The organism is Ruegeria sp. HKCCA4812 (assembly GCF_013034245.1).
GTDB lineage: Bacteria > Pseudomonadota > Alphaproteobacteria > Rhodobacterales > Rhodobacteraceae > Ruegeria.
In genome coordinates, this window is the sequence record NZ_WQFQ01000003.1 from 38763 (window position 1) to 63808 (window position 25046).

At 57.6% G+C, this 25046-nt stretch carries 35 protein-coding genes; 15 read left to right on the forward strand and 20 right to left on the reverse strand.

Going from position 1 to position 25046, the window contains the following annotated elements; all coding sequences use genetic code 11:
* Nucleotides 1-8: 8 nt before the first annotated feature.
* The 3 genes from soxX to GOW04_RS10470 all read right to left on the reverse strand — a co-directional run bounded on the left by soxX (nucleotide 9) and on the right by GOW04_RS10470 (nucleotide 1950).
* Nucleotides 9-485, reverse strand: coding sequence for a sulfur oxidation c-type cytochrome SoxX (soxX, locus tag GOW04_RS10460; RefSeq protein WP_171172632.1), 477 nt, complete (start codon nucleotides 483-485; stop codon nucleotides 9-11).
* 131 nt (nucleotides 486-616) lie between these two features.
* Nucleotides 617-1195: a thioredoxin family protein gene (locus tag GOW04_RS10465; protein WP_171207064.1), complete on the reverse strand. Its 579-nt coding sequence runs from the start codon at nucleotides 1193-1195 to the stop codon at nucleotides 617-619.
* Nucleotides 1196-1209: 14 nt separating this feature from the next.
* Nucleotides 1210-1950 carry a cytochrome c biogenesis CcdA family protein gene (locus GOW04_RS10470; protein WP_171232517.1) on the reverse strand — a complete coding sequence of 247 codons (741 nt, stop codon included), beginning with the start codon at nucleotides 1948-1950 and terminating at the stop codon, nucleotides 1210-1212.
* An 80-nt stretch (nucleotides 1951-2030) separates the two neighbouring features.
* On the opposite strand from GOW04_RS10470, the gene GOW04_RS10475 reads away from it, so the two are divergent.
* From GOW04_RS10475 to GOW04_RS10485, 3 genes are all read left to right on the forward strand, one after another.
* Nucleotides 2031-2405, forward strand: a complete 375-nt coding sequence (locus GOW04_RS10475) for a hypothetical protein (protein ID WP_171232518.1) — start codon at nucleotides 2031-2033, stop codon at nucleotides 2403-2405.
* Between the two features lie 100 nt (nucleotides 2406-2505).
* Nucleotides 2506-2814, forward strand: coding sequence for a metalloregulator ArsR/SmtB family transcription factor (locus GOW04_RS10480; RefSeq protein ID WP_152459831.1), 309 nt, complete (start codon nucleotides 2506-2508; stop codon nucleotides 2812-2814).
* A 41-nt stretch (nucleotides 2815-2855) separates the two neighbouring features.
* A complete protein-coding gene (locus tag GOW04_RS10485; protein ID WP_171232519.1) occupies nucleotides 2856-3917 on the forward strand; it encodes a YeeE/YedE family protein in 1062 nt (353 codons plus the stop codon).
* A 20-nt stretch (nucleotides 3918-3937) separates the two neighbouring features.
* On the opposite strand, the gene GOW04_RS10490 is transcribed toward GOW04_RS10485, so the two are convergent.
* Nucleotides 3938-4189: a hypothetical protein gene (locus GOW04_RS10490; protein ID WP_171232520.1), complete on the reverse strand. Its 252-nt coding sequence runs from the start codon at nucleotides 4187-4189 to the stop codon at nucleotides 3938-3940.
* Nucleotides 4190-4497: 308 nt separating this feature from the next.
* Nucleotides 4498-4761: a DUF2312 domain-containing protein gene (locus tag GOW04_RS10495; RefSeq protein ID WP_152457363.1), complete on the reverse strand. Its 264-nt coding sequence runs from the start codon at nucleotides 4759-4761 to the stop codon at nucleotides 4498-4500.
* Between the two features lie 428 nt (nucleotides 4762-5189).
* On the opposite strand from GOW04_RS10495, the gene GOW04_RS10500 reads away from it, so the two are divergent.
* Complete coding sequence (locus GOW04_RS10500; RefSeq protein WP_171117671.1) at nucleotides 5190-5408, forward strand: hypothetical protein; 219 nt, start codon at nucleotides 5190-5192, stop codon at nucleotides 5406-5408.
* Nucleotides 5409-5417: 9 nt separating this feature from the next.
* On the opposite strand, the gene GOW04_RS10505 is transcribed toward GOW04_RS10500, so the two are convergent.
* Nucleotides 5418-5633, reverse strand: a complete 216-nt coding sequence (locus GOW04_RS10505) for a hypothetical protein (protein WP_152457361.1) — start codon at nucleotides 5631-5633, stop codon at nucleotides 5418-5420.
* A 243-nt stretch (nucleotides 5634-5876) separates the two neighbouring features.
* Between GOW04_RS10505 and GOW04_RS10510 the strand changes: the two genes are divergently transcribed.
* The 4 genes from GOW04_RS10510 to GOW04_RS10525 are packed head-to-tail and all read left to right on the forward strand — an operon-like array spanning nucleotide 5877 to nucleotide 8076.
* Complete coding sequence (locus GOW04_RS10510) at nucleotides 5877-6740, forward strand: MBL fold metallo-hydrolase (RefSeq protein ID WP_171232521.1); 864 nt, start codon at nucleotides 5877-5879, stop codon at nucleotides 6738-6740.
* Between the two features lie 35 nt (nucleotides 6741-6775).
* Entirely contained in the window at nucleotides 6776-7204 is a 429-nt protein-coding gene (locus GOW04_RS10515) for a YeeE/YedE family protein (RefSeq protein WP_171232522.1), read from the forward strand.
* Nucleotides 7204-7635 (forward strand): DUF6691 family protein, encoded by a 432-nt coding sequence (locus tag GOW04_RS10520; protein WP_152457358.1) that lies wholly within the window; start codon nucleotides 7204-7206, stop codon nucleotides 7633-7635. The genes GOW04_RS10515 and GOW04_RS10520 overlap by 1 nt, the downstream gene beginning before the upstream one ends.
* Before the next feature lie 9 nt (nucleotides 7636-7644).
* Entirely contained in the window at nucleotides 7645-8076 is a 432-nt protein-coding gene (locus tag GOW04_RS10525; RefSeq protein WP_171232523.1) for a TIGR01244 family sulfur transferase, read from the forward strand.
* Between the two features lie 3 nt (nucleotides 8077-8079).
* On the opposite strand, the gene GOW04_RS10530 is transcribed toward GOW04_RS10525, so the two are convergent.
* The 5 genes from GOW04_RS10530 to GOW04_RS10550 all read right to left on the reverse strand — a co-directional run bounded on the left by GOW04_RS10530 (nucleotide 8080) and on the right by GOW04_RS10550 (nucleotide 13996).
* Nucleotides 8080-9183 carry a FliM/FliN family flagellar motor switch protein gene (locus GOW04_RS10530; RefSeq protein ID WP_171232524.1) on the reverse strand — a complete coding sequence of 368 codons (1104 nt, stop codon included), beginning with the start codon at nucleotides 9181-9183 and terminating at the stop codon, nucleotides 8080-8082.
* A 78-nt stretch (nucleotides 9184-9261) separates the two neighbouring features.
* Nucleotides 9262-11940 carry a sensor histidine kinase gene (locus GOW04_RS10535; protein ID WP_171232525.1) on the reverse strand — a complete coding sequence of 893 codons (2679 nt, stop codon included), beginning with the start codon at nucleotides 11938-11940 and terminating at the stop codon, nucleotides 9262-9264.
* Nucleotides 11940-12248 (reverse strand): hypothetical protein, encoded by a 309-nt coding sequence (locus tag GOW04_RS10540; RefSeq protein WP_254430124.1) that lies wholly within the window; start codon nucleotides 12246-12248, stop codon nucleotides 11940-11942. The genes GOW04_RS10535 and GOW04_RS10540 overlap by 1 nt, the downstream gene beginning before the upstream one ends.
* Nucleotides 12245-12625: a response regulator transcription factor gene (locus GOW04_RS10545; RefSeq protein WP_152457354.1), complete on the reverse strand. Its 381-nt coding sequence runs from the start codon at nucleotides 12623-12625 to the stop codon at nucleotides 12245-12247. Before GOW04_RS10545 ends, GOW04_RS10540 begins: the two co-directional genes overlap by 4 nt.
* Nucleotides 12626-12703: 78 nt before the next feature.
* The gene (locus GOW04_RS10550; protein ID WP_171232526.1) at nucleotides 12704-13996 is read right to left on the reverse strand and encodes a helix-turn-helix domain-containing protein; all 1293 of its coding nucleotides are present in this window, start codon (nucleotides 13994-13996) and stop codon (nucleotides 12704-12706) included.
* Between the two features lie 189 nt (nucleotides 13997-14185).
* Between GOW04_RS10550 and GOW04_RS10555 the strand changes: the two genes are divergently transcribed.
* From GOW04_RS10555 to aat, 4 genes are all read left to right on the forward strand, one after another.
* Nucleotides 14186-14722 carry a LuxR C-terminal-related transcriptional regulator gene (locus tag GOW04_RS10555; protein WP_152457352.1) on the forward strand — a complete coding sequence of 179 codons (537 nt, stop codon included), beginning with the start codon at nucleotides 14186-14188 and terminating at the stop codon, nucleotides 14720-14722.
* A gap of 151 nt (nucleotides 14723-14873) precedes the next feature.
* Nucleotides 14874-15374 (forward strand): acetyl-CoA carboxylase biotin carboxyl carrier protein, encoded by a 501-nt coding sequence (accB, locus tag GOW04_RS10560; protein WP_171232527.1) that lies wholly within the window; start codon nucleotides 14874-14876, stop codon nucleotides 15372-15374.
* A gap of 9 nt (nucleotides 15375-15383) precedes the next feature.
* The gene (gene accC, locus GOW04_RS10565) at nucleotides 15384-16733 is read left to right on the forward strand and encodes an acetyl-CoA carboxylase biotin carboxylase subunit (protein ID WP_152457350.1); all 1350 of its coding nucleotides are present in this window, start codon (nucleotides 15384-15386) and stop codon (nucleotides 16731-16733) included.
* 48 nt (nucleotides 16734-16781) lie between these two features.
* A complete protein-coding gene (gene aat / locus GOW04_RS10570) occupies nucleotides 16782-17414 on the forward strand; it encodes a leucyl/phenylalanyl-tRNA--protein transferase (protein ID WP_216600304.1) in 633 nt (210 codons plus the stop codon).
* Here aat and GOW04_RS10575 read toward each other — a convergent pair.
* From GOW04_RS10575 to GOW04_RS10600, 6 genes are all read right to left on the reverse strand, one after another.
* Nucleotides 17369-17737 carry a DUF2155 domain-containing protein gene (locus GOW04_RS10575; protein ID WP_171232529.1) on the reverse strand — a complete coding sequence of 123 codons (369 nt, stop codon included), beginning with the start codon at nucleotides 17735-17737 and terminating at the stop codon, nucleotides 17369-17371. The two genes, aat and GOW04_RS10575, sit on opposite strands and share 46 nt — an antisense overlap.
* Nucleotides 17734-18186: an outer membrane lipid asymmetry maintenance protein MlaD gene (gene mlaD / locus GOW04_RS10580; RefSeq protein WP_152457347.1), complete on the reverse strand. Its 453-nt coding sequence runs from the start codon at nucleotides 18184-18186 to the stop codon at nucleotides 17734-17736. The genes GOW04_RS10575 and mlaD overlap by 4 nt, the downstream gene beginning before the upstream one ends.
* 11 nt (nucleotides 18187-18197) lie before the next feature.
* On the reverse strand, nucleotides 18198-18581 hold the full coding sequence (locus tag GOW04_RS10585; protein ID WP_152457346.1) for an NADH:ubiquinone oxidoreductase subunit NDUFA12: 384 nt from the start codon (nucleotides 18579-18581) through the stop codon (nucleotides 18198-18200).
* A 79-nt stretch (nucleotides 18582-18660) separates the two neighbouring features.
* A complete protein-coding gene (locus GOW04_RS10590; RefSeq protein ID WP_171117647.1) occupies nucleotides 18661-19023 on the reverse strand; it encodes a RidA family protein in 363 nt (120 codons plus the stop codon).
* Nucleotides 19024-19217: 194 nt separating this feature from the next.
* Nucleotides 19218-20486, reverse strand: a complete 1269-nt coding sequence (gene clpX, locus GOW04_RS10595; RefSeq protein ID WP_171117645.1) for an ATP-dependent Clp protease ATP-binding subunit ClpX — start codon at nucleotides 20484-20486, stop codon at nucleotides 19218-19220.
* Between the two features lie 131 nt (nucleotides 20487-20617).
* Nucleotides 20618-21250, reverse strand: a complete 633-nt coding sequence (locus GOW04_RS10600; protein WP_117869644.1) for an ATP-dependent Clp protease proteolytic subunit — start codon at nucleotides 21248-21250, stop codon at nucleotides 20618-20620.
* Nucleotides 21251-21618: 368 nt separating this feature from the next.
* Between GOW04_RS10600 and GOW04_RS10605 the strand changes: the two genes are divergently transcribed.
* The 3 genes from GOW04_RS10605 to GOW04_RS10615 all read left to right on the forward strand — a co-directional run bounded on the left by GOW04_RS10605 (nucleotide 21619) and on the right by GOW04_RS10615 (nucleotide 23422).
* Entirely contained in the window at nucleotides 21619-21960 is a 342-nt protein-coding gene (locus tag GOW04_RS10605) for a helix-turn-helix transcriptional regulator (protein WP_152457343.1), read from the forward strand.
* Nucleotides 21961-22039: 79 nt separating this feature from the next.
* Nucleotides 22040-22177, forward strand: coding sequence for an entericidin A/B family lipoprotein (locus tag GOW04_RS10610; RefSeq protein WP_152457342.1), 138 nt, complete (start codon nucleotides 22040-22042; stop codon nucleotides 22175-22177).
* Between the two features lie 828 nt (nucleotides 22178-23005).
* Nucleotides 23006-23422, forward strand: a complete 417-nt coding sequence (locus GOW04_RS10615; RefSeq protein ID WP_171232530.1) for a type II toxin-antitoxin system Phd/YefM family antitoxin — start codon at nucleotides 23006-23008, stop codon at nucleotides 23420-23422.
* A gap of 100 nt (nucleotides 23423-23522) precedes the next feature.
* Here GOW04_RS10615 and GOW04_RS10620 read toward each other — a convergent pair whose 3' ends face one another.
* The 3 genes from GOW04_RS10620 to GOW04_RS10630 form a co-directional block, all read right to left on the reverse strand.
* Nucleotides 23523-23972 carry a hypothetical protein gene (locus GOW04_RS10620; protein ID WP_170345062.1) on the reverse strand — a complete coding sequence of 150 codons (450 nt, stop codon included), beginning with the start codon at nucleotides 23970-23972 and terminating at the stop codon, nucleotides 23523-23525.
* 106 nt (nucleotides 23973-24078) lie between these two features.
* Nucleotides 24079-24399, reverse strand: a complete 321-nt coding sequence (locus GOW04_RS10625) for a hypothetical protein (protein ID WP_170345061.1) — start codon at nucleotides 24397-24399, stop codon at nucleotides 24079-24081.
* An 83-nt stretch (nucleotides 24400-24482) separates the two neighbouring features.
* Complete coding sequence (locus tag GOW04_RS10630) at nucleotides 24483-24836, reverse strand: hypothetical protein (protein WP_171232531.1); 354 nt, start codon at nucleotides 24834-24836, stop codon at nucleotides 24483-24485.
* Nucleotides 24837-25046: the final 210 nt, after the last annotated feature.

The window sequence follows — 25046 nt, forward strand, 5'->3', positions numbered from 1 at the left end:
AAGCGCGACTATTCCTCTTTCAGGGTTGCAAGAAACGCGACCACGTCTTCGATTTCCTGCGCTGTCAGGATCGACGTCAGAGGCTCGGTCGGGGCTTTGCCGGTATAGGCGTCGCCCGGGCGGATATAGCCGTCATCCTTGTAGAATGCCGGCATCACCGTGCCTTCGAACGTCATTTTCGCGTTTGCAACCAATCCGCGAAGCTCGGCCTCGGACCAACGATCACCGGCACCATCCAGCGCCGGGCCAACCTCGCCATGGAACGGAATATCGGCCAAAGCCGAGACCGCATGGCACGCCACGCAATTGCCTTTTGACTTGTCGCCAACGATCAGCGCGCCATTTGCCGCGTCACCGGCCGCGCCGGTCAACGAGACCTCTACGGCACCATATTCACCATAGGTTACGTTTTTCGGGTCGGTATCCGCAGCAAACGCGGCACCCCCTGTCATTGCGCAGACCAATGTTAAGAGTCTCAGCTTCATGATCCCTCCCATTTGCTAACACGCCGACGGCGCTTTGCGACCCAAAGCATTTGTGTACCGTAGTCGACGAGGGCGGTCTGTCGCAACATTAAATTCATTACAATGAATTTTTTTATTTATATCCCCCGACCTCAGTCTTGCGAAATATTGTTTCGCTCCTGAATGCGCCGTGCGTGGTAGCGCTGAAAATCTTCACCATTTTCAAGTTCGTACCGCTTTTCGAAGACCCAGGTGAACAGATCCAAAGTTGTTCCTTTCGAAAACGCCCCCGGCATGACTGCAACCGCTGCATCGATGGCGGTGGCGTCCTCGGGAACCTCTTCCGGCAGGAATACAAGGGTCGGCGTAAACAGAATCCCCCATTTGCGCATCAGCGCTCTTTGCTCGCTCTCTTCCCCGTCAAAGTCGGTGGCCGTGGTGCTTCCGTGCAGATCCAGTTGGACGACAAAGAAGTTCTCTTCGATGTACGCCGCCAGGTCGGGCTGGGGGAAAACCTCTTCGTGCATTTTCTTGCAATAGATGCAGCCCTGTTGCTCGATAAACAAAACCAGGCGTTTGCCTTCATCTGACGCCTCTTCAAGATCCTCGCGAAGGTCTTTGAACGTGTCGCGCATCCATAGTGTTTTGTGCAACCCGTCGTCGCCAAGCTCGGCGGCGGAAACCGCCACGCCCACCAAGCACGCCATCAAAACTGACAATGTTCGCTTCATGTTGTCCTCCCGTATTATCCGATGGTCGCAAGCCAGGGCATATGGTCCAGCATCCATTGAGCCACGCGATTGATCGAGTTGGTTGCGATCAGAGCGCCGAACAGAATCAACAGACAGCCCATGGCCTTCTCGATCAGAGGTAAATGCTTTCTGAACCGCGCCATCCACTGCATGAAGGGGCGCACCAAAAAGGCCGCCAGAACAAAGGGGGCGGTCATTCCCACCCCGTAAACGAATAGAAGCATCGCACCGCGCCAAGCCGTCTCGGTTCCGGCCGCCGTAAACAGGATTGCAGCAAGCACGGGCCCGACACAGGGCGTCCAGCCAAAAGCAAATGCCAGTCCCAGAACATACGCACCAATCAGGCTCGGGTTTGATGTTTCACCGACATCTGCCCGAAACTGGCGATACAGGAATCCGATGCGAATCAGCCCCAGGAAATGCAAGCCCATCGCCATGATGATGGCCGCGGCGATCCATCGAAGGATATCGAAGTATTCGCGGATCATTTGACCGAATATCGAAGCCGTGGCTCCAAGGGCCATAAAAATCGTTATGATCCCTGCTGCAAAAGCGATTGCAGAAAGCGTTGCCCTGCGGCGAACGTTGCCGGAAATGACTGAACTGGCAGATATCTGCTCCATCCCGACACCCGCCAGGTAACTGAGGTAAAACGGCACAATCGGAAGGATGCACGGGGACAGAAATGACAACAGCCCTGCGACCAAAGCCCCTGCAAATGTGATGTCGAGCATGGTCAAACCTGTCCTGGCACGCTATCATTCATACATTCAAAGTAATAAAGATATGACGCTGCGGTCAATCGGAGCTTGAGATGCGCCACCTTTTCCTGCTTGTGCTTGCGGTCACGTTGCTTGTTTCGCCCCTGGCTTTACGGGCTGAAATGACGCTTCTGATGGCCGAAGAAGATGGGTGCATGTGGTGTGCCCGATGGGATTCCGAAATCTCGGGGATCTACCCGAAAACACAAGAAGGAGTTGCCGCCCCGCTTCAGCGTGTCGACATCCATGAAACCCTGCCGGATGGGATCACCCTAAAACGACCTCTCTACTACACTCCGACCTTTGTTTTGCTGTACAACGGCCAAGAAGTCGGCCGGATCGAAGGCTACCCCGGCGAAGACTTTTTCTGGGGGTTGTTGGGCGTGATGCTGCGTGACGCAGGGATACAGGTTGAGACCTCTGGCTAATCGGCGGCAAATTACATAAACTGTTTTGAATGCGTGAAGCTGAGAAAGCGAGGCGATCCTTTTGGACAAACCATCGAAACTGCCGGTGTTCACAAAGGACATGTGTGCAGAAGATCTGGACCGAATGATGGAGAATGCCCAGACGGCATCAAACTTCCTGAAGGCCATCAGCCACGAGGGGCGTCTGATGATCTTGTGCTATCTGTCATCGGGTGAAAAGTCCGTCACCCAGATGGAAGAGATGCTGTCGGCGAGACAGGCCGCCGTATCCCAACAGTTATCCCGACTGCGCTTTGAAGGCTTGGTCAAAACACGGCGCGAGGGTAAGACAATTTATTACAGATTGGCTGATGATCGTTCGACGCAAATACTGGAAGTCGTTTACGATCTTTTCTGCCGGGAGACGTAGAAGCCGGTCAAGACGCCGCCAGCTTTGGGAGGAGACTGGCAATGTTCGAAGCATTGGGAGACGCAAATGCCGTTGCTCTGATCGGTTTGATTGGGGGCATCGCTTTGGGGCTGGCTGCGCGCATCGGTCGCTTTTGCACGTTGGGTGCAATCGAAGACTTCCTTTACGCAGGCGATGATCGGCGACTTCGCATGTGGGCGGTTGCGATTGGCGTCGCGATTGTTGGAAGCCATGCCGCCATGGCGTTCGGGTGGCTTGACCCGGTCGGAACACGCTACCTTGCCCAGACTTGGAACCCGATCGGTTCGATCGTGGGCGGCCTCATGTTCGGTTATGGAATGGCCATCAGCGGGAACTGCGGCTATGGGGCGCTGGCAAGGTTGGGAGGCGGCGACCTTCGATCCTTCGTCATCGTCCTGATCATGGGCCTTTCGGCATATGTCGTAATGTCCGGCCCCCTGGCATATCTGCGGGTTTGGCTGTTTCCAGTGGAAATGGATATCAGCGCGCCCCAAAGCGTCAGCTTTCTAGCTGAACGGTTGACCTTTGTTCCGGCGTGGCTCGTCGGTACTGCCGTCGGTGTCGTTTTGGTGGTCTTCGCTTTGGCGAACCAGCAGTTCCGCCGCACGCCAGCGCAGGTGTTCTGGGGATCTGTGGTTGGACTGGCGATCGTCTCGGGCTGGCTTGGCACAAACTGGGTAACAACCCACGGTTTTGACGGTGAGCCGGTGCAAACGCATACCTTCGCGGCACCCTTGGGTGACACGATATTCTACTTGATGACAGCGTCCGGAAACACTTTGTCTTTTGCCGTCGGATCAGTCTCGGGCGTTCTGATCGGCGCATTTTTGGGGTCCTGGTCAAAGGGTCATTTTCGCTGGGAAGCCTGCGAAGATCCGCGCGAATTGAAACGGCAGATGCTGGGCGCGGCGATCATGGGCCCCGGAGCGATCATCGCAGTAGGTTGCAGCGTCGGACAAGGCATATCTGCCTTCTCACTTCTGGCCTACAGCGCGCCTGTGACATTCGCCGCGATCTTTGCAGGCGCGGCGCTTGGGCTGAGACAACTCGTGTCCGGGCTGTCCTTCATTACCGAGCGCTGAGTTCTTAACACCACCATGCCTTATGCCAAAAAGGTGTCGGTCGCGCTGATCAGCCCCACTTGAGTGGTCAGGCTTTGTTGGTTGGTACATGACCCGTCTTTTGGTTGATCTAAAGAATGGTTTGCGGCGCTCGCACCCGCAATGCCGCAGGGTCGGTCGAGAATTCTGCACAGCCCAATCGCATGCGTCACTCCGCAAAAGGCGGAACAGGAATCTTCAACGATCTTCAATGCCAAAAGAACCCAGCCCTTGAGCCGCAAGCCTTCAGGCAATCACGAGGCAGGTCTTGCCTCGGATAAACTATCAAAAAAGGCAACAAGGTCTTCAGCAACCGCAGCTTCGGCTTTCTGACACATTGAATATCTGCCTGTGTAAAACAGATCTGGTCGTCAACAAGGACCCTGCAAACCCACAAGGCAACTGAGGCAAAAGTTATCACCGGACAGCCAGACAGGTCTTCGACTTTTTAAGATCTCTGCCCTGTCTGGCTGTACATGTTGCATTCTTGGCAAGTGACGCGCATTTCTTCGCAAAGCTTTCGTCAGCCCGAATGAATTAGCGCTTTTGCCAAGAACCGGCCTTAGTTCATGCCCAAGGCTTCTTTGTACATCTCGATGACAGCCTCTTGCTCGGCAATATCATCCTTATCTCTTTTTCTGAGAGAAATGATGCTGCGAAGAGCCTTCACATCGTAGCCGCGCGATTTACTCTCTGCGTACACTTCCTTTATTTGATCCGCGATGTCTTTCTTTTCCAATTCCAGGCGCTCGATACGCTCAACAAATTGGCGCAACTCCCCAGAGGTGACCTTGTAACTTGCTTCTGCTTCTTCCGACATGCTCATCCAATTCTTCCCAATTCTGGATCATCACCGCTAAGAGAATACAGTTCATACCACCTGTATTCGCCTCAAGCTTTGGTTGCTACACACAAAACAGTTTTCGAGAGGCAGAAGCAACGACGTGCCCGGGCCTCGGCCATGGCTTTTTTCCGTTGTTCCACCGGCTTGTATTCACCGCATCCAGCCCCTCAAACCGTTCGATGAACTGGCACGGCTCATCGGCAGTCACGCGACAGTTGGCGGCAGTCTGATCTTTGGTGATGCCTTCCATACGCGTCCGTCCCAAGGGCTGAAATCTGATGCAGGAAGCCGGATACAATGCCGCCGCCCGGGTCGCAAGCACCCAATCCCACCCAATCCCCAAGCGCACTTGTACGGCGTGATCCGTTCCGGTAAGCGCGGGGGTAGTTCACGAAGAGATGTAGGGCACCATGTTCGAATTCATCACTTGGGGCGGCGCAGCCCTTTCTCTGACCGGCCTCGCCGGCCTGATCTGGTGTATTCTTCGCGTGATGAAAGCGCGCAAGGCGGGTCTGTCAGACGACGAACTGCGCGCGACCGTTCAGGGCGTTTTGCCCTGGAACTTGGCGTCTTTGTTCCTGTCCGTCCTTGGATTGATGCTGGTCATCCTCGGGATATCCTTTGGATGACCACTTGTTTCAAATCGGCAAGTTGTCGAACTGCGCTTCCATAGCGTCTTCACACAGGGCTGCATCCAGACGCCGCAGGCGGGACGGCACCTGCATCCCCTGCTGTCGCATACGGTCGACAACCTTGCTCACACTCGGCTGAAGCGCCAAACGCGTATCAAGGCACGCATTTCTGAGCTCTTGTTCAAGCCGTTCTGCTTCGGAATAAAGACTTGTCGATGTCATAATACCCTCCCAAGTGTCGCCAGTATCCCAGATATAGGTAACGGGAATAAGACCCGCTGATATTAACCTGAAATTGTGCGGGATATTGCCCAACACATTCGCGTTTTCGGCAATCCGGCGCGGATGGGCTAAAGTTTAAGCTGATTTAATCGTGAATGCCTTGACGCGCATCAAACACAGGTTCGATGTTGCATCACATTCCATTTTACATATATGATGACGACAACCGATACGGAGGAAATCATGACACCCGCAGTGAAAGCGTTTTTTGACGATCAAACCTTCACGGTGTCCTACGTTGTTCATGAACCGCAAGGGCGTGCCTGCGCCATCATCGACAGTGTTCTGGATTTCGATCATGCTTCGGGGCGCACAGAGACAAAATCGGCTGACGCAATCATCGGCTTTGTGCGCACGCACGATCTAAAGGTTGAGTGGATTTTGGAAAGCCACGTTCACGCCGATCACCTGTCTGCGGCCCCCTACCTGCAACAGGAACTGGGTGGCAAAATCGGAATTGGCGCTCAGATCGTCACCGTGCAGGACACGTTCGGCAAAGTCTTCAATGAAGGAACCGAGTTCCAGCGCGATGGTAGCCAGTTCGACGCCTTGTTCTCGGAGGGGGACAGTTTTCACATTGGGCAGATGCGCGGCGATGTTCTTCATACCCCTGGCCATACCCCGGCCTGCTTGACCTATGTGATAGGCGACGCCGCCTTTGTAGGCGACACGCTGTTCATGCCGGATTTCGGCACGGCCCGCTGCGATTTTCCCGGAGGCTCCTCAGCCACATTGTTTGAATCGATCCAGAAAATCCTGTCGCTGCCGGACGAAACGCGCATCTTTGTCGGACATGACTACAAAGCGCCGGGCCGCGATGAATATGCCTGGGAAACGACGGTAGGCGAACAGAAAGCGCTGAACGTCCATATCGGACAAGGACGCAGCATCGAAGAATTCGTGGAAATGCGTGACGCAAGGGACGCCACCCTTGCCATGCCGCGCCTGATCCTGCCCTCTTTGCAGGTCAACATGCGGGCGGGGCAAATGCCGCCCGCCGATGAGCAAGGCGGTGTATTCCTGAAGCTGCCGGTGAACAAAATCTGACGCAAGTCAAGTCAATCAAAAAAGGATAAACCCACATGAACATCGAGTGGATCTGGGGGTTGTGCGGTGGCCTGCTGATTGGCCTGGGCGGAGCCGTTTACCTGCTTGGAAATGGCAGGATCATGGGGGCAAGCGGCATTTTGGGTGGCCTTGTCGACGGTGAGGCCCGCGACACCAAAGCCGAACGCCTGGCCTTCATCGCCGGGTTGATCGGTATGCCGCTTCTGCTGCGGCCACTGATCGCCCCCGAGGCCCAAACGCATCTCACCAGCAATCTGGGCCTTGTTGTTGTGGCCGGGCTTCTGGTCGGTGTGGGAACGCGTGTCGCTAATGGCTGCACGTCGGGTCACGGGGTCTGTGGCATCTCGCGATTTTCTCTGCGCGGCATCGTGGCCACCGTATTCTATATCCTTGCCGGCGGAATGACCCTCGTTCTGCTGCGCCATGTTTGGGGGTTGATCTGATGCGCCTTTTGATTGCTTTGCTCGCAGGATCGCTGTTCGGTGCCGGATTGTTGATTTCGGGCATGACGGACACGACCAAGGTTCAGGGCTGGTTGGATGTTTTCGGAAACTGGGACCCGACCCTGGCCTTTGTGATGGGCGGCGCCATCCTGCCGATGCTTGTGGCCTGGAGGCTGACCTCTGGGCGCAAGGCCTTGACCGGAGGCGATTTTCCACCTCCTCCGAGGTCCGAGGTTGATCGCAGGCTCATCATTGGTTCCGTCCTGTTCGGAATGGGCTGGGGCTTGGCCGGGCTTTGCCCGGGACCGGCGATGGCCTCGCTGACATATGGTGGTTTGGGTGGCCTAGTCTTCCTGATCGCGATGGTTGCAGGCATGTTCATCGCGCCAACGCTGGGGGCTCAACTGGACAGAGCCGCAAACGCGGCCTAAGGATTTGGCATGGAGATTCGACCGATCACGCCCCGCTATGCTGTCTCACCGCAGATCACTGTAGAAGACGTCCCGGCAATTGCCGAGGCAGGCTTCGTCAAGGTGATCTGCAACCGGCCCGATGTTGAGGTTCCCGCGATCATGCAATCCAACGCGATCGGTGAAGCCGTCCGTGCGGCAGGCATGGAATACGAGGTGTTGGAGCTGACCCACCAGACCATGACGCCCGAGATTGCAAAGCAGCAGCGTGACCTGGCAGAAAGCTGCGATGGCCCGGTTCTGGCTTATTGCGCCTCGGGCACTCGGTGTTCGGTGGTCTGGGCCCTTGGTCAATGCGACCGCATGAGCACGGACGACATTCTGGCTGCCACGACAAATGCCGGGTATCAACTGGAAAACCTGCGCCCTGCCCTGGAACACTTCCGCAGCAAGGCAGACTAAACCCTATTCCGCGCCGGGATTCGTGTCGGCCGCGTCAAGGCCAGCCAGTTGCGAAATCTCTGCGACCATGCGTTCGGAATCGTTCAGTGACAGATCGTTGCCTGTCAGATCCAAACCCGCGTCCTCTATTGCCGGAGGCATGACATCCACCGCGCCGGAAACCGGTTCGACCAGGTCATCGTGCGGCTGCATTCTCCCTCGGCTTTCGATGAACTCCTGCGCGTCGTCCCCCGACAAGGCGGGCAGGGTCGAATGTTCGTTCAACCGAACGGCGCGCAACCCACCACATTGACCAAGGCGGCCAATGCCCGTTGGCTTTCGGTCGATGGTCAATATCTCAGTTCTGTCCAGGCGCGCGCCGCGCAATGGCAAGACACATCCAGGTTGAATCTCTGACAGATCGGACAGTGGCAGCGACATCCGGCACAAGACGGCGTTCAGTTCCGCCCGAACAACACCCGATGCCTGCTCAAGCCGGAGACCGGCCGGGTCCGTGCCCTCCTCTGCCTTTTCCGGCGTGGCAGGATGCTCTGGAAGAAAGATCGAGATCTGTCCCTGCTGTGCCCCGCCGGCCAGATCAACCGTCAGATCGAAGACACGGTATTCATCTTCAGTCATGGCCAACGACAAGCCGCGCGAATCTTTCGTACGTGCCGCGAACTCGTATCCCGTCAGGCAGACCTGCTCGGCCGCGGCGTCTATTGAGCCGGCGGTCAAGGTCAGAGCGGTTTCGATAAGTGGCGCCACCATGGCGGCGTCCGTATCCGTAAAGGCCCTTGGGTCAGGATCACCGGGCAGTACTTCACCGATGGTCTGGGTTTGCACAATGGCGGACACCATATGCGGGCTCAGGCAAATCCCTGCGCGCCCCTCGGGCCCGTCAAACACCAACATCAGCCAATCCTGAGCGACTGATTCCACCATGTCATCCTGCGTGCGGCTGGCCTGTTTTGCCCCGATGACAGCCAAGGGAAGGTTCAATCGATCACTTGCCGCCCGCGCAAACCCCAAGCGCAGCGCCCGCAGAACCGAACGCGGGCGATCGCCCAGATCTTTTCGTCCAACAGACAGTTTGCGCGCCAAAGCGGCGCTGACGGTTTGTGACATGGCGCCCGATCACCAGTTGCTTCAATAACTGGCTATTGGTTTACCCTGCCGAGCGTTACGAAGTTCTTTATGGCCGTGTCATTGCGCGGCCTGCTGGAAAGCCAAAGGCAAGCTGACCCGGAACGCCGCACCGCCCTGCCCGGGCAAATAGGTGATCTCACCGCCCAACCGTTGCATGATCTCGCGGCAAATGGCCAAGCCCAGACCTGCGCCCCCTGCCTTGTCGACCCCGACTCGGGCAAATTTCTCGAACACCATCGAACGCGCGCCGGGTGGAATGCCGCTGCCGTTGTCGATGAAATCGATGATGACCCTGCCGCCGACGTCGTGGGCTGAAATGACCAATACCGGATCTTCCGCGTCACAGTATTTCTGCGCGTTCGAGATCAGATTGATGAACACCTGCCCCAACCGGTCCAGATCCGTATGCAGGCGCATTCGCTCTGCCGTAAGAGTCCGCCGGACCATGATTTTCCGCTCTGCTCCGGCCAGTGCGCTGGACACCGCCCGGTCCAGAACCGAACGCAAACTGTCATCGCTGAGGTTCAGATTGACCTGCCCGTTTTCCAGCACGCTCAAGTCCAGCAGATCGTCGAGAAGCCGGGTCAGGCGCAAGGCCTCATCGTGAATGATTGCGGCATAGCGGGTCTGCTCCTCTCGGCTCAGGCCCTCTGTATCCCGCATGATCTCGGAAAACGCTCGGATCGAGGTCATCGGCGTGCGCAACTCGTGACTGACCTGGCTGAGAAAGCTGTCTTTTTGTTCGGAAATCTGCGTAAGTTTGGTGTTTGCTTCGCGCAATTGGCGCGCCGTACGGGACAATTCCGACGACTTCTCTTCCAGCTTCCCCGAATACTCCAGAAGCTGGGCCGATTCATCCGCCACCGCCAGCAGATCTTCTACGGAAACTGAAGACCCACCGACGATTTGCGCAATCATCGCATGCGCCGTGGCGGTGCCGACCGACCCGCTCAACTCTCGCTCCAGCCGGTTCAGGAAACCCGGGGTCGGTTCTGGCATATGCGACCGGCCGCCCTGTTTTTCAGCCTCTGCCTGAAAAAACTCCTGCGCCGGGGCGGCGCCCAGAATACGCTGTGTCATGATCATCAGGTCTTCGCTTTGCGCCACCGAGCCGGACCAGCCACCGGGTGAAACCGAGTGATCGAAAACATTGACGAACTGCGCCCCCTGCAAACGTTCCAGGGGGCTGGGAAAGCTCAGAAGGGACGCTATGCAAAAGGCAATGGTGTTCAGGGACAGGGACCACATCACGGTATGAACCATCGGATCGATCCCTTCGATCCCGAACAGGGCATGAGGACGCAACCAGGCAAGGCCGAACGGCCCATTCTGCATGACGGCATCCGGCATCCACGGCGCGCCCATACCTGGCAACAACAGCGTATATATCCAAAGTGCGAAACCGACGCTCAACCCGACCAGCGCCCCTGTCCGGGTTGCTCCGCGCCAGAACAATCCCCCGACCAAAGCAGGCAGAATCTGCGAGATTCCGGCAAAGGCAATCAATCCGATCGAGGCCAGTGCAGCACCCCCACCGGACAACCGATAATAAAAGTAACCCAACGCCATGATCACGGCGATGGACACGCGGCGCGCAACCAGAACGATGCTGCGCACATCGCCCGAGACCGAGCCCGTACCCTCATGCGTGTTCAACCAAATGGGCATGACCACATGATTCGAAACCATCGTCGACAAGGCCATTGCGCTGACGATGACCATCGACGTTGCGGACGAAAACCCGCCGATAAAGGACAGCATGGCCAACCAGTCATTGCCCTGCGACAGCGGCACCGTCAGCACGAACAGATCGGGATTGGCCCCCTCTGGCAACAGATCCAGACCAACGACGGCAATTGGCACGACAAAAAGGCTCATCAAAAGCAGATAGAGCGGAAACGCCCAGGCGGCGGTTCGCAGATGGCTTTCGTCATCATTTTCGACCACCATCACCTGAAACATCCGCGGCAGGCAGATAAAGGCCGCGGCGGACAGGAAGATGAAAGTCGTCCAGCGCCCGGCGTCAACGTTCCACTGTCCGATTTCCGAGGCATCTATCCTCTCCATCATCGGGCCAACGCCACCGGCAATGCCCCACACCACGAAAACGCCCACGGCGATAAGAGCGAACAGTTTGACAACGGCCTCCACGGCGATGGCGGTGACCACACCGTGGTGACGCTCGTTCACGTCCAGATTGCGCGTGCCGAAAAGAATTGCGAACACGGCAAGCCCCGCCGCCATCCAGAATACGCTGGACCCTTCGCGATACAGACCCGATGGATCGGCTTCGGCGAAAATCGAAAAGGACAGGGTGATCGATTGCAACTGGAGCGCGATGTAGGGTGTCCCGCCAAGCACGGCAAGAACGGTCACACACACGGCAAGCGTGTTCGACTTGCCATAGCGCGATGACAACAGGTCCGCGATCGAGGTCACCCGCTGACTGCGCCCGACCCTCACCAGTTTGCGCAATCCCCACCACCAACTGACCATCACCAGGGTTGGGCCAAGGTAAATCGTTACAAACTCCAACCCGGACCGCGCGGCATTGCCCACCGCACCATAGAACGTCCACGCCGTGCAATAGATCGACAGCGACAAGGTATAGATCAGGGGCGAGCGCAGCCACTTGCCCCGCCCTGCCGCAGCCATCCGGTCAGCGGCGAAAGCCACGGCGAACAGGAAGATGACATAGCCAAGGCAGACCAGGATCAGCGTGTTAATGGTTGCCATCACTCAGCGTCCGCGTCTTGATCCTCGCGCACGCCCAAACGGCGGGCGGCAACTCCGAAAACCAACCCAACCACGATCAGCGCACCCCAGCAGACAAAGATGTAATACATTGCCGACGACAAGGGGACAGCCTCGCCCTTGCCGGGCTGATCGGGCCACAGCAACGGAAGCGCCAGCAGCGCCGCCCCCAAGAACGGCAGCAGCCGCGCCGCATCCGCCAGCCTACGTCGGCGATAGCTTTGACGTTCGAGAAAAAGCGAGGGGCGTGCGCCCTGTGGTGCGCCCTTTTTGCCCTCGCCAGACATCATATTCGCGTCGCCTGCGCGTGAAGATCGCGCACGGCCGTCAGAACTTCGGCATTGGAAAACGGTTTGGTCATGAAACGGCTGACACCAGCGTTTTCCGCCATTTCCCTGTCGCGCGATTGACCGCGCGCCGTCAGCATCAAAACCGGCAAACCTGCCAGCTCTTCCATCTCTCGGATGTCCCGCAGGATATCCATGCCGCTCTTGCCCGGCAGCATGACGTCCAGAATGACCAGATCGGGCTGTGCCCTCTGAATCACCTGAACCGCATCCGTGCCATCGCCATGCGTGTCCACCTGCCATCCCTCGCGGGTCAGCAGAAACCGGATTGCTTCGGCAATGTTCGGCTCGTCCTCGATCAACAGAACCTTACGGCTCATATTTTCAGTTCCTCCCCAAGACCGTTCCTCCATCCTCAGATCGGTCCCCGCCAGATTAAGCCTTCTGTCGGGAAAGTGTCAAAAGCCTTCGCTCAAAATCGACGGTTCGCGGCGGGCCTTGCAAGCATTGCTGGGACAGACGCGGCAGTTCGGCCCGACTTGCGTGACCGGAGCGGCACCTGCCGCCTCGTTGCCCGAACGGACCAACATCACCGAGCGATAAACGGGATCCTGATCATACCCCAATACCGCATAAGGCCAAGCATAGGCGAAACATTCGAATTCAGCCGGGGTCCGCCCCATCTGGACAACCTGCTTGCGCACCGGAACAAGTGGGCGGCTCAAAGCCGTGAACAACGGCCACAGCGGGCAAACCTCACCATGCCGCGCCAAAGCAAAGCCCGGGATCGGCTTGATGAACAATATGCTGCCGGATGCATCGCACAGCACCATGCCAACCGGCTGCGGCAACACGTCATCGGGTATGAACGCCAGTCGTCGCAGAACGGTGGCGACGTCCACGGAAAAGCGATAAGCCAACGCGATGGGATCCGTGTCGCCTTTTTGCAGGCTCGATCGAAGCGCATCCAGCGGCAAAGCGATTGCATCATCGCGATACATCTTCAGAACTTCACGCGCCACAGTTCGGGCCGCCGACGTGTTGAGGACGCTCAGATCAACGGCATCCACGTCCTCGCCCTGTTCCAATTCCGGAAAACTGTACCTGCGGCTTTCGAAGAACGCTTCGACCTCTTCAAGCGGAACACCGCGCGGATCAATTGACGAGTCGCTTTCGTCCAGAAAGGTTACTAGTGCCTTTGAACTGCCGGCCAGCCGCTCTGCATCCTGGTGCAGGTTTTTGTGAAACCGCTCTTGCCACTCTGCCTCGATGTCCTCTGTGTCTGCAAGAATTGCCGCTGTTGAACGAATCGCCGCCGCCGTTGACAGCACTTCGTGCATTGATGCCGCAAGATGCGGGTCATGAGTCAGCCGGTCCGACAAGATCTCGACATTCCGCTCAAGCGAAACAACCCGGCGGTGCATCTGCGCAAGAACTCCGGCCCACCCGGGAAAGCGCCCGGCAAATTCCTCCAGCCCGTCCACTTCGGCCTGCTGCCCGACGGCGTCATCCGCCGCCTCTCGCAGGGCCGACACAAGGGTTGCCTCGATCCCCTGTGTCAGGACAGAGGGTTCGACGGAAAGCGCAGACGCAATATCCACCAGCAATTTGCCACCGATCCGGCGGCGGTTATGTTCGATCAGATTCAAGTAAGACGCGGATATCCCGGCAAGGCGTGCAAGTTCCGCCTGCCGAAGCCCGGCAATCTGCCGTCTTTCCCGAATACGGCTTCCCGTCAACATATCACGCATGATCGTATTCTCCTGGCCAGGCTTCAGCCTCATTTTTCAGAACATATCATGTGTTTCGCTGGTTTACCGAGGAATTTTCAAACCATATTTACAATCTTGACAAAAGCGGCAGCCGCCAATGCGCATCAATGGCCACAAGAAACCGCATCTCCCCTTCAATTCCGCGTGGTTTCCCGGCACGATAAGCGGATGAGTGACCCCGCCTTTGAATATGCACCGATCGGGCTTGTTGAACTGGAAAACCGGATCATCAGACGCTGCAATCTGCAATTCGCCCGCACTTTCGGCGGGGAAGAGGCCGATTACCGCAACATGCCGCTGTTGCACCTCTATCCCTCGGTCGCGGATTGGGAGAGGATCGGGGAACGCAGCCTGCAAGTGATGCGAGACACCGGCTATTATACGGATGAGCGCGTCATGCGGCGGCGCAATGGCGATCTGTTCTGGTGCCGCGCCCGTGGCCGCTCTTTGACGCCCGATGACCCGTTCCGCCATGGAATCTGGAGCTTTTCCGACATCTCGGAAGAACGTCCCCTTGTCGAATTGACCGTTCGAGAACGCGAAGTGGCGATCCTGTCCTGCCGCGGCCTGTCCGCCAAGGAAATCGGCGCCGAACTGGGCCTGAGTTACCGCACAATCGAAGCCTATCGCGCCCGCCTGCTTGAGAAATTCGGCGCCCGCAAACTGTCCGAGCTTGTCGCCAAATTGTCAGGGATGCCTCTGTAATCTGTCCGCCCCTTTAAATTATACGGGATTCCCGCCTGTGATGGTGCGAGTCGGCGCTTTTCATGCACCGCCGCTTAGCCTATAACCCTGCGTAATTTGATCAGAGCCCGCAAGAAACAGACGGGCCAAAGGGGAACCGTCGAGGACACTCATGACAGACACCAAACACGAAGCGGATGTGGCATTCATCAAGGCTCTGGCCGAGTTGCTGCGTGACAATGACCTGACCGAATTGCAGGTAAAGCGCGAATATGGTGAGGAAGACAGCCTGAACGTGCGCGTAAGCCGCTTGACACAGGCCGCAGCCGCACCGGTTCAGGTTGCCGTCCCTGCGGCAGCACCAGCTCCTGCCGCTGCTGCCGCGGCTGCGCCTGCCGTGGCCGAAGCCCCGGCTGCTCAGGAAGATCCGGCCAGCCACCCTGGCGCGGTGACCTCACCCATGGTTGGAACCGTCTACATGCAGCCCGAGCCCGGCGCGCCCGCATTTATCTCGGTCGGCGCTTCCGTGTCCGAAGGCGACACGCTGCTGATCGTCGAAGCGATGAAGACCATGAACCACATCCACGCGCCCAAGTCGGGCACGATCAAACGTGTTCTGGTCGGCGATGGCGACGCTGTGGAGTTCGGCACACCTCTGGTCATCATCGAGTAAGGCGGGCCCATGTTCGACAAGATCCTGATTGCCAACCGAGGCGAGATCGCCCTGCGCGTCATCCGCGCCGCCCGCGAGATGGGGATTAAGACGGTAGCCGTCCACTCCACCGCGGACAGCGACGCAATGCATGTGCGCATGGCGGACGAATCGGTCTGCATCGGCCCCCCGCCCAGCCCCCAAAGCTACCTGTCCGTGCCCGCGATCATTTCGGCCTGTGAAATCACCGGTGCGCAGGCGATCCACCCTGGCTATGGCTTCCTGTCCGAGAATGCCGAGTTCGTGCAGATCGTCGAAGATCACGGCATCACGTTCATCGGCCCCACCGCGGAACACATCCGCGTCATGGGCGACAAGATTACGGCCAAGGACACGATGAAGGCTCTGGGCGTGCCTTGCGTGCCGGGATCAGACGGCGGCGTGCCTGATCTTGCGACGGCCAAGAAGATCGGTGAGGAATTCGGCTATCCGGTCATCATCAAGGCTACCGCAGGCGGTGGCGGTCGCGGCATGAAGGTTGCGATGAACGCTGACGAAATGGAAAGCGCCTTCATGACTGCACGGGCCGAGGGCAAGGCCGCCTTTGGCAACGACGAAGTCTATATCGAGAAATACCTGACCACGCCGCGCCACATCGAAATTCAGGTGTTTGGCGACGGTAAAGGCAAGGCTGTTCATCTGGGCGAACGGGATTGTTCGCTTCAGCGGCGCCACCAGAAGGTGTTCGAAGAGGCCCCCGGCCCCTGCATCACACCCGAAGAACGCGCCAGGATCGGCAAGATCTGCGCGGATGCGGTCGCGAAAATCAACTATATCGGTGCCGGCACCATCGAGTTCCTCTACGAAAATGGCGAGTTCTATTTCATCGAAATGAACACTCGACTTCAGGTGGAACACCCAGTCACCGAAGGTATCTTTGGCGTCGATCTGGTGCGCGAACAAATCCTTGTCGCAGCGGGTGAACCGATGTCGTTCGATCAGGACGATCTGGAAATCAACGGCCACGCCATCGAGGTTCGGATCAACGCCGAAAAGCTGCCAAATTTCTCGCCCTGCCCCGGCAAGATCACCGCGTACCACGCGCCGGGGGGCCTTGGCGTTCGAATGGACTCGGCTCTGTATGACGGGTATTCGATTCCACCCTATTATGACTCTCTGATCGCCAAGCTGATCGTGCAGGGCCGTGACCGGGCCGAAGCGCTGGCCCGACTGGAACGCGCGCTGGGGGAATTGATTGTCGACGGTATCGATACCACGGTCCCTCTGTTCCACGCACTGTTGCAGGAACCCGATCTGCGCAGCGGCGACTACAACATCCATTGGCTGGAGCGCTGGCTTGCGGAGAACATGGAACAATAGTCACCAAGGACCGGAGGGCCTATGCCCTCCGGTTGCCTCATACCTGACATGAGCCTGTCCCCCGAACTTTTGTTGCATGGCTATTCCATCGGTATCTTTCCGATGGCCGAGCATCGCGATGACCCCGAGCTGTTTTGGGTCGATCCCAAGTTTCGCGGCGTCTTTCCACTGGACGGATTCCACATTTCCCGAAGCCTGGCGCGCCGTATCCGAAACTGCGGGTTCGATATCTCGATCGACCAGGACTTTTCCGGCGTCGTCGACGGGTGTGCCGACAGGGCAGATACCTGGATCAACGCCGAACTTCATGACCTGTACCGTCAGTTGCACCAAACCGGGCATGCGCATTCACTGGAAGTCTGGGAAGACACCGATCTGGTGGGCGGCGTCTATGGCGTGACCCTGGGCGCAGCATTTTTCGGCGAAAGCATGTTTTCAAGACGCAAAGACGCCTCGAAAATCGCCCTCGCCTATCTTGTGGACCGCCTGCGGCAAACCGGCTTCCGCCTGTTTGACACGCAGTTTCTGACCGCGCATCTGGCATCTTTGGGCGCAATCGAAATTCCGCGCAGCGCCTACAAGAAAGAGCTGGAAGAGGCCTTGAACCACAGCGCCGATTTCTCGGCACCGCTGAATCAGTCGGCGGCAGGTGTGATACACCGTATGACCCAAACGTCATAACGCGCGTGATCCAGCGCGTTCAACGCGGGGGAGGTTGCGATCATCCAACCGTCAAACAGCTGATCGGCCTTTCCGCTCTCCCAGATGGTCAGATAGGCGAACGCGTCACCCGTTGGATTGTCAACGGGAAAACGGCAATCTCCCAAGGCAACATCCAGCCCAAATACCGCTACCGTCTCGCCGGTTTTCAATTCAACATCGACGGTCTGGCCGTTGACCTTGTCCAAGCCCCGCAACATTGCCCCGGGTCCAGATTGAACTTTCTGCTGCGCGGCCGCACCAGTGGCGGCCAGCAACAAGGCAAGAAACGCGGCGCGTATCATTCGCTGCCGTCTCCGGCTACGAACTTGACCAGAAGGGAAATCAGGCTGACCGCGCCCTGCGTATCCTCGATCTCATCGCCAGGTTCAAAGTAGAATGGCGACCCACCGGGCATCACCTCGACGAAATTGCCCCCCAGCAAACCTTCTGAGGAAATGACAATGGCACTGTCGTCCGGCACCAGAATCCCGTCCGCAATCGTGAAAGTCGTGTCTGCGCGGTAGGTTTCAGGGTTCAGGGTGACGCCCGTTACGGTTCCGATCTTGACCCCGGCAAGGCGAACATCCGTGCCGACACCCACACCCTCCAGAGATCTGAAAGACGCACCCAGTTCATATCCAGCAGCCCCTTGCGACAAGCCCGTCGATTGGCTGGCATAGACACCAAATGCCACAGCACCGGCCAAAACGACGCCGCCGACAAGAACTTCGGTCCAGTTATGGGTCGACATTATCGCCTCGTTTATTCCGGGCTCCAGGCCTCATAGTCCTTACGTTCAACCGGTTCCGCGCGACGCAGAGATCCGGCAGGAGCATAGGCCAGCGCGGTGCCAGTCAGGTTTTCCTGATGTGGTTTTTCCCAGGATTTATGCGGCAGCGGTTTATCTGTCGGAGGTTCGTCCCAAGTGCGATGCAACCAACCATGCCATTCAGGATCAACCCGGCTGGCTTCGGCCTCGCCATTGAAGATAACCCAACGCTTGCTGTCATCGGCATTGCGATAGAACACGTTGCCTTCATTGTCTTCGCCCACTTTCACGCCCTTGCGTGCAGTGTAGATCTGAGTGTTCAAAGTTGACCCATTCCACCAGGTCACGGCTCGCAAAAGACTGTTCAGGATTCCCATCGGGTGCCTCCGGCATTTCGTCGAAGAAAGGTATGGACCAAAGGCCCGCCAAGGTCCAGTGCCCCTGATACCACCTGCGTCACTCCGGCAGAAAGGCGGTCACTTCGATCTCGATCCTGTATTTCGGATCAATCAAACCGCATTCAATCATTGTCGCTGCCGGAGGATTGGTGCCAAAAGTTTCGGCCAGGATCGGCCAGCACGGCTCGAACTCGTTGCGATCGGGCAGCATGTATGTGACCCGAACCACATCGTCAAAGCCTGCGCCCGCCTCGGCCAGCGCCTTGCCGATGATGTCCAGCGCAGACCGGCATTGCGCCACCACGTCCTCGCCCTGCCCGACGGTCCCGGCGACGTGAACCCATCCGCCCGCGACCACCGCACGGCAGTACCCGACCTTGGCTTCGAACTCACCGCCCGAAGAAATGCGCTTCACTGCCATAATTCGTCACCTTTGTGGTTCGAAAACTTGCTAAAGCTTCCGCCGCCTAACTGCGCCGACACCCATGTGCGAGCGACGGATCCACAGCTTCATCTGGCTAAAAATACCCCGGGGGGATGCCCGAAGGGCAGCGGGGGCAGAGCCCCCTGAACCGGTTCAAGTGAAGTCCCACCGTCGCGGCAAATAGCCCGGCCTCAGCCCGCCGAGGCCGATTCCTTGGCCGCATCGGCATAGATGAACAGCGGCTGCGCGTCGGACATCACCGCCTCTTCGTTCACCACAACCTCGCTGACATTTTTCATGCCCGGCAGTTCGAACATGGTGTCCAGCAGAATATCCTCGAGAATAGACCGCAGGCCGCGCGCACCGGTTTTGCGCTCGATGGCTTTCTTGGCAATCGCTTTCAGCGCGTCATCGGTGAATCCCAGCTCAACATCTTCCAGTTCGAACAGACGCTGGTATTGCTTGACCAATGCGTTCTTGGGTTTGGTCAGGATGGTCACCAGCGCGTCTTCATCCAAATCCTCAAGCGTCGCCAGAACCGGCAGACGACCGACGAATTCCGGGATCAGCCCGAATTTCAGCAGATCCTCGGGCTCCAGATCCTTGAATATCTCACCCACACCGCGGTCGTCATTGTCGCGCACATCGGCACCAAAGCCCATGGCCGAGCCTTTGCCACGTTGCGCGATGATCTTGTCCAGACCCGCGAATGCACCGCCACAGATGAACAGAATGTTCGTCGTATCCACTTGCAGGAATTCCTGCTGGGGATGCTTGCGGCCACCCTGTGGAGGGACGCTGGCCACTGTCCCTTCCATCAGTTTCAGCAAGGCCTGCTGCACGCCCTCACCGGACACGTCACGCGTGATCGAGGGGTTTTCGGATTTGCGGGTAATCTTGTCGACCTCATCGATATAGACGATGCCGCGCTGCGCGCGTTCGACGTTGTACTCACTCGCCTGCAACAGCTTGAGGATGATGTTTTCGACATCCTCACCCACATAGCCGGCTTCGGTCAGGGTCGTCGCGTCGGCCATGGTAAACGGCACATCCAGAATACGCGCCAGCGTTTGCGCCAGCAGCGTCTTACCGCAACCGGTCGGACCGATCAGCAGGATATTCGACTTTGCCAGCTCGATATCGCTGCCCGCTTTCTGAGCGTGGTTCAAACGCTTGTAATGGTTGTGAACGGCCACCGACAGAACCCGCTTTGCCGTGGCCTGACCGATTACATAATCGTCCAGTACTTCGCAGATATCCTTGGGCGTCGGAACACCGTCAGATGACTTCAGCCCGCTGGCCTTGGTCTCTTCGCGGATGATGTCCATGCACAGCTCAACACATTCATCACAGATGAAAACTGTGGGGCCTGCGATCAGCTTACGGACTTCATGCTGGCTTTTGCCACAGAAGCTGCAGTAGAGCGTGTTTTTTCCATCGCCGCCTGAATTCGTCGCCATGATCTACCTTTCGGGCTTCGTCCCTGCGCCCCTTTTCGGGGGCGCTTACACCTGTGTGTGCAGCTTAGGCCAGCACTCTGGCGGCTACAATCTCAAAATGACCCCCGCGCCGGTGACGCGGGGTATTGGCCTCAGGCCTCTTCCGTGTCCATTTTCGCTCGGTTTTCGACGATCTCGTCGATGTGACCCCATTCCTTGGCCTCTTCCGGGCTCATGAAATTGTCACGATCCAGCGCTTTTTCGACGGCCTTTTTCGTCTGCCCCGTATGACGTACGTAGATGTCATACAGGCGATCCTTCAGCTTTTGCGTCTCGGCCGCGTGAATCATGATGTCGCTGGCCTGGCCCTGGTATCCGCCACTGGGCTGGTGCACCATGATGCGGCTGTTGGGCAGTGAAAAGCGCATTCCCTTCTCGCCCCCGGCCAAAAGGACCGAGCCCATTGAAGCCGCCTGACCGATCACCAATGTGGAACACTTCGGCTTGATGTATTGCATTGTGTCGTAAATCGACAAACCGCTGGTCACCACCCCGCCCGGCGAGTTGATGTAGATCGAGATTTCCTTGTTGGGGTTTTCCGCCTCGAGGTGCAGCAATTGCGCCACAACAAGATGGCTCATCCCATCATGAATCGGTCCGTTGATGAATATGATCCGCTCTTTCAGGAGGCGGGAGAAAATATCATAGGCGCGCTCGCCCCGGCTGGTCTGCTCAACGACCATGGGAACAAGTGTATTCATGTAGGTTTCTACGGGATCGAACATTCGTAACCTGCCTGTTTAGCTATGGATCGGGACAATATCCCAACAAGTGTTATCTGAGTCTTAGTGTCGGCTAAGGGGGGCTGCAAGGGGGGCAAGTGAGAACGCTGACCGAATGTCGATCATCATCAATCGTCAAGGCGAACCATCTGTTGTTTCCGGCAACGATCCGCAGATCGCCTTAAAGTGAATCATCTGCCCCCTCGCGTTGCGGGAACGTTCAATCCGAATTCCCCTTTCATACATCACGCTATTTTGATTCATACATATAGAAATGAATGTACGAAACGTGTACTGAAGGGTCTCACACTCACGCCTCTTTACGTAACGGAAACAACACCCGGCCAACGGGTTTGCAAGGAACTCAATCGATGGCACTTCCTCAGCTGTCCAATGACATGTCAAAAGAAGATTTTGACCGCATGGTCACCAACGCGACACGCGCTTCCAATTTTCTCAAGGCAATAAGCCACGAAGGCAGATTGATGATCCTCTGCCATCTGGTGTCCGGTGAAAAATCCGTCACCGAACTGGAAGAATTGCTGTCCGCCAGACAAGCCGCTGTATCACAGCAACTTTCCCGTCTGCGACTTGAAGGGTTGGTGATACCTCGCAGGGAAGGCAAAGCCATCTATTATCGTCTGGCGGATGATCGTCCCCGCCGCATGCTCGAAGTCGTTTACGAGCTCTTCTGCAGCGACGACCGGACCTAGGAACTGGCTCCGGCTGATAAAAGGTGCTACCGAAAAACAATCGAGCACCAAAAAACAATCGAGCACCAAGGAGACGAACATGATCCGCGTAATTCTGATGGGCCTGAGCCTGTTTGCACTGACTGCCTGCGAAACCGCCAAAGGCGCCGGCAAGGATATCGAAAAAGCCGGAGATGCCATCCAAGGCGCAGCAACCGACGTGCAGGAAAGCCTGTAATACACTATATTTTGCGCCGCGCGCGGGCCTTCTCTCAATATATAGTTGAAAGACATGGCATGCCGCGGTAGCTTTCCCTTACAGGTGCATAGACGCGGCATTGCATCATCTGACGCTAAATCGGGGCTCTTTCGCACACGCAGAAGAGCCCCGGTCCCTTTCGGCAGGGGTGAGTGGTAGCCTGTATGAAACCGAAATCGGCAAAGGAAAAGGCGTCAGGTGCGCAGACGCGGTCTTTGCATGCATCCTTTCGGACACTCCTGACGCCTTACCGGTTCGATGCGCCCCGAAGGGCACCCCGATCCAGTTGCCCCAGCCTCCTGAGAGACTGCGGCTGCCGCTTTGCCCCCGAAGGAACATCACAGCGTGCATCGGCCTTCTGAGAAGGTGGCCATCCGACTTGGGCACGAAACCCGCACTCGGCCGATCACCCACCGGTAAGCCATTGCAGTTAAACGAAAATCCTAAGATCCGGTCTCTCTGCCAAGACCCCCGGGCCTTTGCGTCCCACCTTCGGTTCCGAAGAACCTGTGTGGTGTTCAGACTGTTGCAGCACGCCTTGTATCTGACAAGAAAATAGCACCGCAGCATGAAAATTAGACGGGGATAAACTGTTGGTATCTGCCGGGAAATCTTTGTGGATAATCCGAGAAGTTTTGACTCCACGCCTGTTTGTCCCGGGAAATTTTCAGGCCTGAACCTGACCCCGGTTTTTTGCCCAATGCTGCGGGCGCGAAGGCCACCGCACGCGCCGTTAGTTGAGAATTGCAGGATTTGTACAACCTTCGGACCACCAATCTTTCGAATCGTACATACGGAGATTCGCCGATGCGTTGCACCATTTCCCATGCGCGCGCCCATTTGGGCGCTCTGGTCACCCGTGCACAGGACCCGCGCGAAGTGATCATTCTGACCCGGCACGGCAAACCGCTGGCCGCTCTGGTCTCGGTCGCCGAGGCGAAGCGGATCTGGCATTTGCAGGATGATGACGAGATCGGGTGGAAACACCCGCTGTCGGGAATTCGCGGGATGTGGTCGCGGGGACGCAACATCCCCGGAATGGAACCGGGACCGGACGGCAGCTATGTCACCGCGCGCGAAGCCGCGCTGAAGGTTCGCGAAATCCAGATGGCCCGCGCCGAGGAACGCCGCATTCTTGCGCGGGGCGGTCTGGATCCTGTCGCAGGCGGTGAACTGGCCGCCCGGCCCGTCTCCTCGCTGTGGAGACGATTGTTCCGTTTTTGAGAAGCGGTCCGACCCGCGCGTGGCAACCTACTAACCTCCGCCGCAGTCAAAATCGCAGCAGCGGTACTTACCCCCTACAATCGCCCGGGCCGGACACGCTTCAGTTCACCTGACGTTCCAGAACGGTGCTGTAGGTCGTTCCGGTCCGCAGGCTACGGAAATCGGCAAAAATCCTGCCATCTTCGTACCGCGCATCGATCAACGCATTCGCGCCGATCAGCAAAGGTGAGGTTTCGACGATGCCGATACTGCCCGTCCCATCGAGGCTGATGGTGCCGGTGGCCTCGTATTCATTCCAGTCGGTATCGCCATCGCGACGCCATTTGCTGTGCCCCCAGAAAACGTTGCCGTCCTGAAGCTGCACATCCAGCATCCATTCGGCCTGATTGAACCGAGGCTGATCGCCTTTGTAGTAATGGCTGGGCTGAACGGTCGTGTAGGACCCCAGCCAGGTGCCGCGCAGGTCGGGCGTGGTATCGGCCAGCGCGGCCGTTCCAAGGGCGAGGGTCGTGGCCAAAGCGGCTGCTCCGGCAGTCATATATCTGGTCATGGGCTCTCTCCTTCTGTCTGGTAAACAGATTGGGAGCGCCCGGGCGGGTTACAACTTACTTAAGGGAAACTTCATGATTGGTTCAGCCGCGACTTAGAATGGGGCTTCAGGCCCAGGCCAGAGCTGTCCCGACAATGACCAGCGCGATGCCAATCCCCTCGCGATAGGAAAAGTTCTCGCCAAACAGAAAATACGAGGCGATGGCGATCAGCACGACCTCGGCCCCCAGAATGCCGGTATAGATGATGCCCAATCGTTCGTTGCGCAGCGCGGCAAGTTCCAGCGTCGCGGCGGCCAGCAGCGTGGCAACGATCAGAAGGGTCAAGCCAACACCGGGGATCTTCCACCAGAACTTCATAGAGATCATGGCAACGGAATAGAGACCCGCCGACCCGAGGGCGATGAGGGGGATGAGCGATGTGGACATGTGGGCCTCCTGCCGAGGTTGCCGTTGCGTCAACATTAGCAGGTGGGCGAAGTTGAGGCTGTGAGGTTGATCACAGTCTCCGGTCAGAACACGATTGCGATGAGTTCGGACAGCCCAATCAGACCCAGCAACACATTCGACGTCAGGATCAGCCCTTTCAGGTTATGGGATTTGACGCCCTTGCCAAAATTCGACGCCGCCATGTCCTCATCCATGTCGTCCCGCAGGTTCGCGACATCGGCCAAAGCGGTGCTGCCAGCCAGAATACCAAAAGCCGCAGTGGCAATGACCAGAACAATCAGAACAAGCGAAATCCCCTGAGCGCCAAACCCGATAATGGCAGCGAGCGCCACATAGGCAAAAATTGTCGTCCGCATGATGTAATAGTAGTGATCCAGACGTCCCATAGACGTTCTTGAACGCAGAGTCTGATCCATAACACCTTCCCCCAATTTGAATTTATTGATCGCAATGACGGGATTGTAACATCTGATGGCCGAAACTCGAAATCTGGGACAGTGGTTAGTCAACAGAGTTAAGGGCAGCGACCGAGCCGAGGGGAGGCGCAAACGCGCCGCCCGTTTTGCCGGAGGCAAACCTTCGGTTTGACGGGGGCGGGTCGGCGCGGCCCGGCGGCGCCGCCGGGC